This is a genomic window from Mycolicibacterium aromaticivorans JS19b1 = JCM 16368, from assembly GCF_000559085.1.
Taxonomy (GTDB): domain Bacteria; phylum Actinomycetota; class Actinomycetes; order Mycobacteriales; family Mycobacteriaceae; genus Mycobacterium; species Mycobacterium aromaticivorans.
This window is the reverse complement of record NZ_JALN02000002.1, coordinates 375222-388335: the sequence shown is the minus strand read 5'-3', so window position 1 is coordinate 388335 and position 13114 is coordinate 375222. Positions and strand designations below refer to the sequence as shown.

The following is a 13114-nucleotide window of genomic DNA, read 5'->3' as shown; positions in this document are numbered from 1 at the left end:
ATCGCGGTCACGTGGAAGCGTAAACTTCCATCCAGTGGAAATAGGTGAGAAATTGGCGGGTCATCCCTCCCAGCCCGGAACCTGCGTCACATCGCGTTTGCTGGACATTCTGGGCGCATTCGACGAGCGGCACCGCAGCCTGACGCTGTCCGAACTTGCAAAGAGCGCCGGGCTGCCGGTGTCCACGGCGCACCGGCTGGTCGCAAAGTTGGTGGCCGGCTCGGCGCTGCAACGGTGCGCTGACGGTCGCTACGTGGTCGGCAGGCTGATCTGGAACGCGGGACTGCTAGCGCCCGTGGAGGGTGGACTACGCCAAGTTGCGGAACCGTTTCTACATGACGTGTACGCCGCGACTCTGGTCACGGTGCATCTTGCGGTGCGCGATGGCGACGAGGTTCTCTACCTGGAGCGAATGATGGGCCGCGCGTCTGTCCCGATCGTCAGCACCGTCGGCAGCAGGCTGCCGATGCACTGCACCGGTGTTGGAAAGGTACTGCTGGCGCACGCCCCGCCTGAAGTACGCGAACGGGTTTTTGCCGGGCTGACGCGGGTCACGGCGCACACGGTCGTCCAGCCGTCGGTTTTGGCCGCGCAGTTGGCCCGTGTTCGCCGCGACGCGGTGGCCACTACCATGGAGGAAATGTCGCTGGGCGCCTCTTCGCTGGCGGTACCGGTGGTCAGGCAATCCGATGACGCGGTGGTCGCCGCGATCGGCGCCGTCATACCGGACTTGAAACGCAGTGGCCCGCGACTACTCGGCGCCTTGCAGGTCGCAGCACGCGGCATCGGCCGACTGCTGTAAGCCGCAGAGCCGCTGGCGCTGTCGACCTTGCTTTGTAGGGCAGTCTTGATCGAACGGTCGAGGCGAGGCGGCAACGGCTGGGTGAGGGACGAACGCCACGCAGTCGCGCAACAAAGGCGCGTCTACCTCCTCGAAAGTGGAGGCGGTTCGTGAGCATGTCGCGGGGGCAATTTCTGCCGTAAATTGCCTCGTTGCCGAAGCATTCGACGACGCGCCGTAGTTCAGCTGCGAGCAGGTCGATCACCTCGTCCCAGCGGACCTCGACAAAATCCTCCGCGCCCCGCGATGAACTCGGTCCCGGGCCGTCCTGTACCCAACCGCGCCCGCACCGAGGGGTGGGATACGCGGCTGCGGTGGCGCAACGCACCGGGCAGATTATGGAGCTGCGAGTCGGACTGGTGTCACCGCTGAACGGGATGACACCCGGATGGCGCCTTTTTTCACCTTTGCGGTGAATGCACCCCAGTCGCCGACGTCAAGTTCTGTGTCATTTCCGGGTGTCTCGCTATGTTCAGCCGTTACGGAGCGAGTGAGCCGAGGGTTGGTGTCAGAGCCGAGACGGCGCCTCAGGTGACGGACGTGACTGCCGCTGCCTCGGGTTCGTTTGCCGACGTGGATGGCGCAGCGCCGGCCCCGTTCGCTTCAGCAGGCGGCAGCCCGGCGGCTTCCCGGGATCGGTGGTAGCGCTCCGCAAGTCCTGCCCAGCGTTCACCGTAGCGGTGCGCGGAGTCAATGATGGTCTTCGGTATGTGAACGAAGGGCGGCCGGGCCGCCCCAGCACGCCCATAGCCCGCAGTGTCGATCGCGATCTTCCACCAGGCCGACTGCATGGCTTGGAACTCCTCCATAGTCAAGCCCAGCGTCCGAAATGGGGCTTGCATCTGATCGGCGATGGTGGCAGCCTCTGTCCAGTCGCCACGCTGGCACGCATCGCGCAGCGAGAGCGCCGGCCAAGGGCCCATGCATACGTCGATGCTCCACGCACCGGCAGCGCCGAACATCATCGCCGGGTACATCAACTGATCCAGAACGAGGACCGACATTTTGTCCTCGACCGCTTTGATGGCGCCGATGACGTTGAAGATGTCCATCGAGGTCTGTTTGAGCGCGATAATATTGCGAACCTGGGCCAGCTCCCTGAATGCACCGGGCGGCAGTGTGATGCGGAACGCGTGAGGGTTCTGGTAGATCATGATTGCGAGCTCGGGGACAGCCTCGGCGAGGTCTTTGTAGTACTGGACCGCGTTCTCTGTGGTTTGCGGCAAGTACATCGGTGGTCCGCTCATGATGCCGTCCGCCCCGAGGTCGGCGATGACGCGGGCGCGTCGGATCGAGTCGCGCGTGTTGAGCGTGCTGGCACCAACGAACACTGGCACTCGGGCGTTCACCGTCTCCACGACCGTGGTGATGAGTGTGCGGTATTCGTCGTCGGACAGGGTGTGCGACTCGCCGGCGCTGCCGGTGGTGACGATGCCGTCCACCCCGTCACGCACCAATCGGTCGACGAGAGATGTCAGCGCATCGGTATCGATCGTGTCCACCGCGTGGACGTCGGCCGCGTCCGGTGTCGAACAGGCCGGCACGAACGCCCACAACCCCTTCATGTCGCTGGGAACAAGTTCATTGGCTCGTCGTGTCATGCTCAGTGTCCAATCTGTTCTTGAGGATCTTCGGGATGAATTCGGCGGAGTGTTGGTCGTGCCGGTCGACGCGGGGTAGAGCGCGCGTCGGTCGCCGGTGCGGATGCGCAGCCGGTTGGGGGCTCCCGGTAACTCTGCGCGAAGCCAACGCTCGGAGGTGTGATCACGGCTAGTAGTCGATGTCTAGGCCGCTCTCAAGTTCTGCGAGCCGATCTTGGGCTTTTCCGATCGACATCATCTTCATCATGTTCCCGACAGCTTTCATCTGCCCAGTCATGGCCGCGGTCTGGCCGTTGAGCGCACCCCGGGAAAGTTCGACGTTCGTCTCATAGCTGAGCTCAGCCTCCACGTCGGGCGTCCGCGGCGGGTCTCCGATGCCGACGATGAGCGATCCATCAGCGAATTGCATGTAGTAATCCTGGCTCGCCGGGCTCCCTGACACGGATACCCGGAGCACTACGTCGTGTCCCTTCGCTGCGGTGCGGAACTTCTCGTCAGCATTGGCCGCATCGGTCACCGCAGTGGCCCATTCGTCGGTCATGAACTGGATCGCCATGTCCCCTCCATATCAATCGTTGTTTGCCGGTGTCAGATCCGTCGTGGTGTTCATGCTGTCGCGGCCTCAAGTGCCCCTGGTGGGGTTTGGGCGACCATTTGATGGCCCCAGACACTGGGCCGGTCGTACTGAGCGACTGTCCAGGTTTCGTCGTCGACGGTGGCCCCATCCCAGCCGTACTCGATGTCGAACCCGCTGGGCGTGCGCACGTAAAACGAGACCATCCGGTCATTGACGTGGCGCCCGAGAGTCATGCTGAGCGGGATGTTGCGCGACATGCACAGGTCGTAGGCGATGCCCACATCGTCGAAATCTTCCACCTCGACCATCAGGTGGTGCAGTCCCCGCACGCCGGGCATCGGGGTCAGCGCGATGCTGTGATGGCGAGGGTTGCAATGGTAAAACCACAGATCGATGAACGTGTAAATCTCATCGCTCTTCTTAAACCCCAACACACCCCGCAAGAACCGGTCGGCCTGCGCAAGGTCCGGCGTAGCCAGCACCACATGACCCAGCCCCTGCGGCCCGGTAACGAACCCCGACAACGGCCGGCCCGGCCGAAACGAACCCGGCACCACCTTCTGCCCGTAGAACAACTCATGACGCAACCCCGACGGGTCAGCAAGAGCCAGCAACCCCAACACCCCCCGTGCCGCGCAAGCCTCCTCAGTTCCCACCTCGAACCCAATACCCTGCTTCTGCAGCACCTCCCCGGCAGCGGCAAGCGCATCCTCGCTGCCTACATCCCACCCCGCATACAGCATCCGATTACGCTCGCCGTGATGCACCGCAAGCCGGTGATCCGCGTCGTCGATCCGCAACAGCACCGACCCACCAGCCGCCTCGACCGCCTCCATCCCGAGAACCTCAGGACCAAACTCGAGCCACTCCTTCGCATCAGGAGACGCCACACCCACATAACCCAACGCCCTCACCAACATCTGCGTCCTTCCAATTCAGCTGATCGACACGGGCGCTGCAGACGAATAGCGTTGTTGCAGCGCTGCCCAGTTCTTGCCGGCTTCGCGCGCTCCAGTCAGATAGGACTCCGGCACGTCGGTGTAGGGCGGTCGAGTGGGCCCGGTGCGCATAAACCCCGCCGCCTGGAATTGTGCGTTGTCGATCTGGATGCTGTATTTGAGGAATTCAGCGAAGTTTCCACCCGGGTAAAGGGTCTCGAGAGCCGCCTCGAGTTCGTCGGTGAGTGCTTGGCATTCGTCCCAGCGCTGGGCTCTGATTAAGTCGCGTAAGTGCGTCACCGGCGCAGGGCCGCAGGCTACATTGCCCGACCAGCAGGCGGTGACCTGATCGGGAAACAGCCGGGCAAAGTAGTACCAGTCGGTCTCAAGAGGCAGAAGCCGCACACGACCGCTCACGGCGCGGAGGTCGGAGAGGAAGGCAGAGCCACTGAGTAGACCGAGGTGCTTGGCAGCGACGACTTGGGGTATCTGGCTGAGCGCTTGGTAGGCAGCCGTCCCGATTTTTCCCTTGAAGGCACCCGGGTTGTCATAGACCACCAGTGCCAGGTGCGGCACTGCCTCGGCCACGTCGCGATAGAAGCGCACGATGCCAGTGTCATCGAGGGGAAGCCACATCGGGCGCCCGACGAACAAACCGTCGGCGCCGAGTTCGCCGAGCCGGCGACCCCGGGCGATCGTATCTCGGGTGTTGAGCGTGGTGGCTCCGGCGAAAACTGGGATGCGCCCCGCGACAGTGTCGACCACGGTGGCGACAAAGCTTTGTAGCTCGTCCCACGTCAGAGATGCACATTCGCCAAAGGTGCCTGTCGTCATGAGCACATCGACCCCGCCGCGGACCATTGAGTCGGCAAGCGCCGCGGCCTCGTCGAGGTCTACAGAAAATACGGTGTCGGGGCGGTCGGCCGTCGCGGTGGAGGGTGTGGGAATGATCCCGACGACCCCGGTGATGTCGTCGGCGGTCAGCTTCGTGTCAGGCACGTGCACAGCCTTTCTAAGGGTTTGTCAGCGGTGTCGGAGGTTGGCGGGGACCGGCGGAAACGGGTACGCGCCCAAAGACAGTTCGGGCTCTTCGAAATACAGATCCAGGGCTTTTAGTGTGGGGATATCGTTGACCGAAAAAAGCACTGCATCGTGCGCCGACCGGTTGACGAAGTGATGGGTGCTCCAGTTGGGCACCACGAAGCTGTCGTGCGGCCCCCAGTCGAGTTCCACCTCGTCGACGACGGCCGTCCCTTCGCCGCGCACGACGAAATACACGGCACTCGACGTGTGGCGATGGGCGTCGGTCCGCTGGCCTGGCCGCAGCAACTGGACCCAGCAATCCAACGTTGGCATCGTCGATCCGCCGGTGACGGGATTCGCGTACCGCAGAACCACGCCGTCGTAGGGGCTGCCCGCAACGCCCGCCATCCGCTCGAGCTGCCGCTCGACGTCACGCCAAGGGTAGCGGAACGGAAAATTCGCCGTCTTGACCTGCTCCCACGCCGGGCGCAGCAGGCCGGCTCGGTCGGCGAGATGCTCCCCGGGGTGCTCGCGCTGAGGCTGCCGCTTCTCGCCATAGGGCTCGTAGAACGGCACATTCAGCCCGAGCACCAACCCAATATCCAGCACGTCGAGCCACACCGCGTTCTCCGCGGTGGCGTTCTCGTGGTCATGCCACGTCCAGCGAGGGGTCAGCACCAAGTCATAGTTGTCCATTTGACATGGCTCACCGTCGACGACCGTAATCAGGCCGGGGCCGCCTTGAATAGCAAACCGCAGCGCCGCCATGGTGTGGCGGTGCGCATAGGCGATCTCGCCGGGCTTGAGCATCTGCATACCCATGTTCATGGTATGCGTGGTCCCCCGGGTAGCCGGGTTGATGAAGGATAGATTACGTCGCGCCGTGAAGCTTTCGGGCATCACGTCACACGATTTCTGAAGCTTCGCGTGAACGTCCTGCCATCGCCACAGAAAGGGCACTCCCGCGGGCTTGGGTCCGCCGACGACGCTTTCGAGCATCTCGTCGTAGATCCATTGCCCACGGAGGTTCGCCGCCTCCAGCTCGACGTCGAATTCGCGAAGCCTTGAAGTCTCGGCGGTCGACATGAAGCCACCTTCTCTGCTATCCAGAACGATACTCTGTAAATTAGAGAGTATCGGGACTTACCCAATTGCGTCAATAGCACACCCCGGTTGGGAGGCGACTCTCACACTCTCAATGCTGTGCGCAACGATTCCTGTGCGGCGCAAACCACTTCGGGCCGCTCACGTTGACCGCGTTGCGGCATTATCGGGCGGGTTCGTCAGCCGCTCGAGTCTGCCCCGCACGCTCCCGAGATCATTTCCAGCCTGCAGTGCACGCCTGCATTCGATCAGCGCTCGAGGCCAGTTCACGACTGCCGCGCCGCTCAGCCCTTGGGCGCCGTCGGAGTAGAGTGCTGTGAATCGATTGTCCGACAACCGATCTCCGATGATGAGTGGCGCTCCCAAATGGTTAGTTTGGCCGCAGAGTTGAATCTTCCAGTCGTGCTGGTCACTCCAGACGTAACCAACGGGCTCGTAGCAGCGCAGATCATCGGGGTGCAAGATATTGTGCGCCACGCAAGAGGCCTGGTCGACCGCATTTGTCCAGTGTTCGACGCGCGTCGCCGTGCCCCGGCCGCGATGAAACCAACGCGACACGTCACCAACTGCGTAGACGTTTTCTGACGTAACGGCACGACAGTACTCGTCACAGACAAGGCCGTCATCGACGACCAGTCCCGACGACATCAGCCAGCCGTCATTTGGAACGGCACCGATGCCTACCACCACTGTGTCGGCTTCTACGATGCTGCCGTCGGTAAGGCTGAGCTCCAAGTTGCCGCGCTCCCCTGCGATACGCTCCACACCGACGCCGAACCGCGTGCGCACCCCGTGGCGTCGATGTAGATCGACAAACCACCCCCCGATCTCCTCATCGAGCACCCGGCTCATCGGTACCTGCACAGGATCGATGATCGCGACCTGCTGCCCGAGCGTTCGTGCGGTTGACGCGACCTCGGCCCCGATGAATCCGCCCCCGACTACCACCAGGCGGCCACCGCTGACGAGGTCGGCGCGTAGCCGCAGACAGTCCTCCAGGGTGCGGAGTACATGAATGCCCGGTCGCTGCCCCCAGGGAGACGGTCGCGCACTCGCGCCGGTGGCCACCACCAGGTGGTCGTAGTGCAAGGGCTCATCCTCGGCGAACTCCACCTGCGACGCTGCGACGTCAACTGCGGTCGCGCGGTGGCCGAGGTGGAGTTCGATGCGGTCCGCGGCGGCAGCGTCCCCGGTGAGTAATGTCACGCCCGCGATGTCCGTTGTACCCGCGAGCAACGCCTTGGAAAGGGGCGGCTTGTCGTAGGGCAGCGCTGTTTCCTCACCCACGAGAACGACTTCGCCATCGTAGCCTTGCGAGCGCAGAGCCTGCGCCGTGCGGACTCCGGCGACCGAACTGCCGACGATGACGACGCGGGACGTCATTCGTCGACGACCTCCAGTGCGGCTACGGGACAGCTGCGCGCCGCCTCCTCGACGCGGGTCCTCTCCGCGGAAGGGACCTCCGTCTTGCGTACCACCACGAGTCCTCGGTCGTCGATGTCGAAGTAGTCCTCGGCGGCCAGGACACAATTCGCGTATCCCTGGCACACGTCGCGGTTGGCCTTGATGACTCCGTCCATCTGTTTTCCTTCTCTGTGTTCGTAGGGTTCAGTCGCTGCTCGGGGTGGGGGTGCCGAGGCTGAAGCCGCCGTCCGGATGGATCGTTTCGCCGGTGAGCCCGCGGGAGCGTTCGGAAGCGAGGAAGACGTAACTCCAGGCGTGGTCGTGACCTGATAGGGCCACGCCGAGCGGTGTGCGGGCGGCCAACTCGCGGGCCCGATTGGGTGCAGCATCCAGACGGCGGGCGCCTAAGCCGAGGCTGTCGAGTCCGCGTAGGTCGGTGTTCAACGTGCCCCCTGGGGCGACGCCGTTCACACGGATCCTCGGCGCGAGTTCGTGAGCCAGTGCGGTGACTAGGCCGCGCACCGCGAATTTCGACGCCACATACAGCAGGCCGCCGCGTCCTGGATAGAACGACGATGTGGACTCGGTGAGGATGATCGAGGCACCGCCCTGATCCATCAGCGCCGGCAATGCAGCCTTGACGGAATGGATATGACTCAGGACGTTGAGACGGAACATCTCGTCGAACGCTTGGTCGATCCGCTCGGCTGGGATGTCCTGAATACCGCGGTAGAAATCGAAGATCCCCACGCAGTTCACCAAGGTGTCGAGTCCACCGAACGCGTCGACGGCAACCTCAACGGCTTCGTCACTGGCGGCTCGGGTGGTCCCGTCGCCCTCGATCACCGGGACGTCGGGAAGCTGCTGGCGAAGCGCCGCGCACTTGGCGCTGTCGTACTCGAGAACGGCCACCTGGGCGGCCTCGTTCAAGAACGCGTCGACGGTGGCCCGACCGATACCCGAACCGGCTCCGACGATCAAGGCGCGCTTGCCAACCAGCCAGCCCGTCATACATCGTCACCCAGAATCAGCGGAGCGCCTGCGTGTCCCACCATAGCCGCGAAGGTGGACGGATTCTGCCAGGTCAACGCCTCTATCTCCAAGGCATCCAGCGACACCCAGCCACCCGATTTGGGTGCCTGAATCAACAACCGCACCCCGTTGCGAGTAGTCACTCGACACACGACGACCTCGGCGAATTCATTGGCGATGTTCAGTGCATCTCCGGTGGCCCCAGCCAGCAGCGCCGACAGTTCGCCGCACGCCGGGGGTGGTGGTGACTGCGCGCCTCCAGCGTGTCGGTTCGAGGTCATAGGAATACCGCCAGATTCTGCATTCGCAGCACTGATTCATCGACGCAGATCGTGCGGCGAGCAAGTTTGAGGTCCTTGCCGTCGCGACGTAGAAGATCCTCCCGACCGCAAGAGATGAGCGTGGACTCGTTGACGTCGCCGCGGCTGCGGAACAGCAGTTCAGCGCTGTCGACCACGAGGTGATCGGTATCGTCGGCAAGGAATGTACGAACATTGGTGATGAAGTGGCGCAATCGTGACGGCGGATCTTCAGTCCAGGCATGCTCGGTGGCGAATCGAGCAACCCGCCGGCCGAGGGAGTACTTGTTCTCGTCGAAATGCGCCATTCCTGGTGAGCTATCGAATCCGGTTCCCACGGCGGTGGTGATCCGCACCGGCATGTGATAGTGGATGTCCTCGGTGAGCAAACCCAGCCATGTGTCGTAGTCTTGGGCATCGAGAAGATGCGCCTCGTTGACAAGGAAGCGATGCGCCTCTAGATGACGAGGATCGTCGAACGCCAAGGCCTCCCCGACGCGTTGAGCGCACGCCGCGTGTGCCCCGAGTACCGATCGCGCCGTGAATTGACCGGTGCGCTGATCATGGCCGCTCACAGCACCACCGACGTCGGAGCGGACTCTGAGTCGACTCCCGCGACGGCCCGGCCGTTGGTCTGCACCACTGGCTCAATCCCGCGCGGATTGTCGTTAATAACCGTCGCCGAGTCCACACGCAGCGGCGGCATCTCAAGATAGTCGGCCCAGAGGGTCAACAATTGACGTTGATTGTTCTCGTTGTAACCGAGCTGAGCGTATCCGGGACCGTGAAACTGAGCGCTGGTCAGGGCGTCGACGACGCGGGCGTCGTCTGCGAGTAGCCCCATCCGGCTGTTCAGCCGCAGTCGGCGGGCCATCGAACCCCCGGCGGTGTTGGTCAGCGACACCCAGTTCTCGACATCGTCTTGTTCGAACATTCCCGTCGAGCCGAAGCACATCAGATACGCCTTATACGACTGGGCCTTGAACGCTGCCGGGGCATCAGAATCCACCGCAAACCAGGACAGCACCTCAGTCTCGTTTTCGCTGATGGGCTGCCACACCCGAATCGAAATGAACGGTAAGACGTGCTCCCCGTCCTCGACCTTCGGCCAGTTGTGCACGAAACTGATGTTCGGAAAACATGTCGCGGCCGAAATCATGAACCCGTCGGCGCCCACGAGCTGTTGCTGTTGCTCAGTCCAGGTCGCTTTGGCACGACTGATCATCTCCGCCGGATAGCCGACATAGCTCATCCGCTCCTCGAAATCCCCCTCGGGCAGCTTGTAGGTAGTGCCCCCACCTCTGCCCGCCCAGTACGTAGCGCCGTCTTTGCGCTTGTTGGCTTTCGGCTCTCGGAACAGGCCAATCTCCACCACCGACGTGTGCGTCTGGGGGGTGTGGTACATGTCCCCGGCGAAATTTTCCGCTGCGATCTTCCAGTTAGCTTTCACTCGCCAACGTTGTGGACCCCGCACCTCAAGACCGTTGGGACTCTGCTTGGTGTAAAAATCGAGATAGAACCTGAAATCGCCCAGATATTCGTCGAGTGGTTCCGCGTCAGGATCCATCGATAGGAAGATCAACCCGTTGTAGCTGGCCGCATTCGGCGCCGGCAACAGGGTCTGCCCCTCCTTGTTGAATCCGGCGTCCCCTCCGTAGGCCTCTTGATGAAACGGCAGTCCGATAATGCGGCCGTCGTTGCGGTAGGACCACCCATGGTATGGGCATCTGAAGTTCGATGCGTTGCCCATCTCCGCCCGACAAACCTGCATGCCGCGATGGAGGCACATATTGAACATCACCCGAACCTCGCCCGCAGAATCGCGAGCGACGATAAACGAATCCTGCAACACCTGTCTGACCACGTAGTCCCCCGGCTGCGGAATCTCGGACTCGTGCGCCACGAATAACCAGGCCCGACTGAACAAGCGCTCCTTCTCAAGCGCGAAAATCTGCCTGTCGTTGTACACGTGCGCCGGAACCATGCCAGTGCGTACGGCCGCCAACACGTCACCGTGATCAATCATTTTCAACTCCATGGCTCAGCGTTTTGAACTCGATCCCCCGACCGGGATCTTCACTGGTATGTAGAACCCGACTCTGCTCAGCAGAGATTATGCCGGTTCCTGTGCTGTCGAGTCAACCCACCGCGCTGACTCGCCGGGGCTGCCGCGCCGCCACTTCGTTGCCTCCAATGAAATGTCCACAGCGTAGCGATCCCGGCGCGAGATAAGTATCGCCTGACCACGGGTTTTACGACGAGCGAGGGCAATGCGCTTTAACGACGACCGCGACCCGATACCGCCGCACCACAGCGGGCGGGCACGCGACGGATCCGAGCGGTTGCCGCCGGTGCTGACCGATCGAATCGTCGTTGGCGATGCTGCGCCGCACCAGGCGAACTGGGCCATCGGCGACGACGCCGCCGCACCCAAAATGCCGGTCGGCGGTTCCCGTCGGCTCGCCACCTTGGCAGACAACCCGAGCAGGAGAGCCGATCCGACACGCCTGCTCATCCGGTTGCCCCCGAAGGGTCCTGAACTCTGACGTTTGCGCAGGGAGGCGATGTTTCGGTCTGTGGCGCCCGGGTCGTGGTGATCGTTCGAGCTGCACTCGCCGATCATCGCGGTAAGCTCTCTGTCATGCAGAAACCGCCACTCGCGGGTATCGAGCGCGAAGGCAACGGAAAGCCCCCGCAATATCCGATCGAGTCTGTCGACAAGGCTCTTCGCCTACTCCTTCTTTTAGGAGAACGCTCGGAGATCCGTCTCACGGACGCCAGCGAGTACCTGCACGTCGCCTCGTCGACCGCGCATCGCCTGCTATCGATGCTTCAGTACCGCGGGTTCGTCCGCCAGGATCCGATCAGCAGGGCATACCAGCCCGGGCCGTCCTTGACGAGCGTGGCGTTCGCCGTCCACTCCAGGATGGACATACCGCGCGCCGCCGCGCCGATTCTGCGTCGTCTCGCCGACTCGCTGCAAGAAACGGTGCACGTAGGAATGTTGGACGGCAGACTGGTTCGGTTCATCGCCGCAATCGAGAGCCCCTCGGCCGTTCGGGTGATATCGCGTCTGGGTGGCACGCGGCCTGCGCACTGCACGTCGACAGGAAAAGTTTTACTCGCGGGCCTATCCGCCGACGAGCTCGACGAGTTGTACCCCGACCCACATCTGGAGCCACTCACCGAGCATTCCGTTCGTACCCTCGACGAATTGCGCGCTCAATTGGCCGAGGTCAGGAAGAACGGGTTCGCAACCAGTAGGGAGGAAAGTGAGGTAGGTGTCGCATCTGTAGCCGTGGCCGTACCCGACGGGGGTTCCCGGATGAGGCTGGCACTCAATGCGTCAGCGCCGAGTTATCGATTCCGGCCCTCCGATGTCCGCAAAGCTTGCAGCGCCCTCACGGACGCCGCCGCCGAGCTAGCAGACAATATCGGCTGATGAGATCTGAACCAACGGAAGACGACATCGAGATGCCCAGCAGCGCCCCGGACCTGCCTGGCTTCATTGCGACGATCGATGCATTCCTACGCTTGGAACAGCGCAGGAATTCCGAAGCGATGTTTGCCGCAATCCTCACCGACGACTTTCAGATCGGTTTTCGTGGTGGTCACCAGTGGAAAGACCGCGATGGTCTGCAGCAGTACCTCAACCAACGGGATGGGATCTTCGACGAACGCCTCGAACTGCGCCACGTACTTTCCTACGTCCCGGTGAATGAGGACGTCGTCGAGCTGACAACCCGTCTCGAGTTCTTTTTTCGCCGCTGGAGAGCACCTTCATTGGTTAGCGAAGAATTCACCGGTTCGGCTTTTCACACTTGGATGATCCGCGTCGTTGACGACGAGATGCGTGTGCAACGGGTGGTCATCGATGGATTTGCCAATCTCAACGCTAACGCACGGGCGGTGTTTGCCATCCCAGACGAAGGGTTCGACGAGTAAGCGTCTGTTCCCGACAAACGCGGTAGTCGACCACGGACGCCCCGGTCCTACGCCATCACTTTGGTTTTCGGTGTGGTGCGCTAATCTAATCGAGCGCTGGCTCTAGATGGCAACTTGCGGTTTCCTTCTGCATGTTTGTGGTCCTGACTGGCTACCACCGGGGTGACGGCCTCATATTGTCCTGGCGCTTGACGCCTCTTGAGAGACTGGCGCACCTCGATGGGGGCAGGGTCTTCGTTGGGGGTGCCCGATGGCGCCTGGCGCATGACGCCTATAGAGAGACGTGGCGCTCCCGGCGGAGACCTCTTGGGCGTGTTGGGATGTCGTTGTCCGAACCCGCCGCAGGATCG

15 protein-coding genes and 1 pseudogene are annotated in these 13114 nt (G+C 62.5%); 4 read left to right on the top strand and 12 right to left on the bottom strand.

Annotated features, from left to right (window positions below):
* The first annotated feature begins 52 nt into the window (after window positions 1–52).
* Window positions 53–802: an IclR family transcriptional regulator gene (locus Y900_RS28135; protein ID WP_036349084.1), complete on the top strand. Its 750-nt coding sequence runs from the start codon at window positions 53–55 to the stop codon at window positions 800–802.
* A gap of 175 nt (window positions 803–977) precedes the next feature.
* Here Y900_RS28135 and Y900_RS33280 read toward each other — a convergent pair.
* From Y900_RS33280 to Y900_RS28080, 12 genes and pseudogenes are all read right to left on the bottom strand, one after another.
* Window positions 978–1246: pseudogene (locus tag Y900_RS33280) on the bottom strand (molybdopterin oxidoreductase); the annotation flags it as partial.
* A 122-nt stretch (window positions 1247–1368) separates the two neighbouring features.
* Window positions 1369–2442, bottom strand: coding sequence for a dihydrodipicolinate synthase family protein (locus tag Y900_RS28130; protein WP_051660535.1), 1074 nt, complete (start codon window positions 2440–2442; stop codon window positions 1369–1371).
* A gap of 169 nt (window positions 2443–2611) precedes the next feature.
* Window positions 2612–2998 (bottom strand): SCP2 sterol-binding domain-containing protein, encoded by a 387-nt coding sequence (locus Y900_RS28125; protein WP_036348688.1) that lies wholly within the window; start codon window positions 2996–2998, stop codon window positions 2612–2614.
* A 50-nt stretch (window positions 2999–3048) separates the two neighbouring features.
* Window positions 3049–3939 carry a VOC family protein gene (locus tag Y900_RS28120; protein ID WP_036348685.1) on the bottom strand — a complete coding sequence of 297 codons (891 nt, stop codon included), beginning with the start codon at window positions 3937–3939 and terminating at the stop codon, window positions 3049–3051.
* Window positions 3940–3954: 15 nt separating this feature from the next.
* A complete protein-coding gene (locus tag Y900_RS28115) occupies window positions 3955–4956 on the bottom strand; it encodes a dihydrodipicolinate synthase family protein (protein ID WP_036349078.1) in 1002 nt (333 codons plus the stop codon).
* Window positions 4957–4980: 24 nt separating this feature from the next.
* Window positions 4981–6066, bottom strand: a complete 1086-nt coding sequence (locus tag Y900_RS28110) for a cupin domain-containing protein (protein WP_036348681.1) — start codon at window positions 6064–6066, stop codon at window positions 4981–4983.
* Window positions 6067–6225: 159 nt separating this feature from the next.
* On the bottom strand, window positions 6226–7467 hold the full coding sequence (locus tag Y900_RS28105; RefSeq protein WP_036348679.1) for an NAD(P)/FAD-dependent oxidoreductase: 1242 nt from the start codon (window positions 7465–7467) through the stop codon (window positions 6226–6228).
* Window positions 7464–7664 carry a ferredoxin gene (locus Y900_RS28100; RefSeq protein WP_036348676.1) on the bottom strand — a complete coding sequence of 67 codons (201 nt, stop codon included), beginning with the start codon at window positions 7662–7664 and terminating at the stop codon, window positions 7464–7466. Before Y900_RS28100 ends, Y900_RS28105 begins: the two co-directional genes overlap by 4 nt.
* Before the next feature lie 28 nt (window positions 7665–7692).
* On the bottom strand, window positions 7693–8499 hold the full coding sequence (hcaB, locus tag Y900_RS28095) for a 3-(cis-5,6-dihydroxycyclohexa-1,3-dien-1-yl)propanoate dehydrogenase (RefSeq protein WP_036348673.1): 807 nt from the start codon (window positions 8497–8499) through the stop codon (window positions 7693–7695).
* Window positions 8496–8801: a hypothetical protein gene (locus tag Y900_RS28090; protein WP_036348671.1), complete on the bottom strand. Its 306-nt coding sequence runs from the start codon at window positions 8799–8801 to the stop codon at window positions 8496–8498. Before Y900_RS28090 ends, hcaB begins: the two co-directional genes overlap by 4 nt.
* Window positions 8798–9394, bottom strand: a complete 597-nt coding sequence (locus tag Y900_RS28085) for a 3-phenylpropionate/cinnamic acid dioxygenase subunit beta (RefSeq protein ID WP_036348669.1) — start codon at window positions 9392–9394, stop codon at window positions 8798–8800. Before Y900_RS28085 ends, Y900_RS28090 begins: the two co-directional genes overlap by 4 nt.
* Entirely contained in the window at window positions 9391–10845 is a 1455-nt protein-coding gene (locus Y900_RS28080; protein WP_036349075.1) for an aromatic ring-hydroxylating dioxygenase subunit alpha, read from the bottom strand. Before Y900_RS28080 ends, Y900_RS28085 begins: the two co-directional genes overlap by 4 nt.
* Window positions 10846–11089: 244 nt before the next feature.
* On the opposite strand from Y900_RS28080, the gene Y900_RS28075 reads away from it, so the two are divergent.
* The 3 genes from Y900_RS28075 (at window position 11090) to Y900_RS28065 (ending at window position 12764) form a co-directional block, all read left to right on the top strand.
* Window positions 11090–11365: a hypothetical protein gene (locus Y900_RS28075; RefSeq protein WP_036348667.1), complete on the top strand. Its 276-nt coding sequence runs from the start codon at window positions 11090–11092 to the stop codon at window positions 11363–11365.
* Window positions 11366–11460: 95 nt separating this feature from the next.
* Window positions 11461–12261, top strand: coding sequence for an IclR family transcriptional regulator (locus Y900_RS28070; protein WP_036348665.1), 801 nt, complete (start codon window positions 11461–11463; stop codon window positions 12259–12261).
* Window positions 12261–12764, top strand: a complete 504-nt coding sequence (locus tag Y900_RS28065) for a hypothetical protein (RefSeq protein ID WP_036348664.1) — start codon at window positions 12261–12263, stop codon at window positions 12762–12764. Before Y900_RS28070 ends, Y900_RS28065 begins: the two co-directional genes overlap by 1 nt.
* Window positions 12765–13114: the final 350 nt, after the last annotated feature.

What these genes read in the sequence shown, in the direction of transcription:
- Y900_RS28125 (WP_036348688.1), bottom strand. Translation starts at nt 2,998, where the DNA reads ATGGCGATCCAGTTCATGACCGACGAATGGGCCACTGCGGTGACCGAT.
- Y900_RS28080 (WP_036349075.1), bottom strand. Translation starts at nt 10,845, where the DNA reads ATGATTGATCACGGTGACGTGTTGGCGGCCGTACGCACTGGCATGGTT.
- Y900_RS28120 (WP_036348685.1), bottom strand. Translation starts at nt 3,939, where the DNA reads ATGTTGGTGAGGGCGTTGGGTTATGTGGGTGTGGCGTCTCCTGATGCG.
- hcaB (WP_036348673.1), bottom strand. Translation starts at nt 8,499, where the DNA reads ATGACGGGCTGGCTGGTTGGCAAGCGCGCCTTGATCGTCGGAGCCGGT.
- Y900_RS28105 (WP_036348679.1), bottom strand. Translation starts at nt 7,467, where the DNA reads ATGACGTCCCGCGTCGTCATCGTCGGCAGTTCGGTCGCCGGAGTCCGC.
- Y900_RS28110 (WP_036348681.1), bottom strand. Translation starts at nt 6,066, where the DNA reads ATGTCGACCGCCGAGACTTCAAGGCTTCGCGAATTCGACGTCGAGCTG.
- Y900_RS28100 (WP_036348676.1), bottom strand. Translation starts at nt 7,664, where the DNA reads ATGGACGGAGTCATCAAGGCCAACCGCGACGTGTGCCAGGGATACGCG.
- Y900_RS28090 (WP_036348671.1), bottom strand. Translation starts at nt 8,801, where the DNA reads ATGACCTCGAACCGACACGCTGGAGGCGCGCAGTCACCACCACCCCCG.
- Y900_RS28075 (WP_036348667.1), top strand. Translation starts at nt 11,090, where the DNA reads ATGCGCTTTAACGACGACCGCGACCCGATACCGCCGCACCACAGCGGG.
- Y900_RS28130 (WP_051660535.1), bottom strand. Translation starts at nt 2,442, where the DNA reads ATGACACGACGAGCCAATGAACTTGTTCCCAGCGACATGAAGGGGTTG.
- Y900_RS28065 (WP_036348664.1), top strand. Translation starts at nt 12,261, where the DNA reads ATGAGATCTGAACCAACGGAAGACGACATCGAGATGCCCAGCAGCGCC.
- Y900_RS28070 (WP_036348665.1), top strand. Translation starts at nt 11,461, where the DNA reads ATGCAGAAACCGCCACTCGCGGGTATCGAGCGCGAAGGCAACGGAAAG.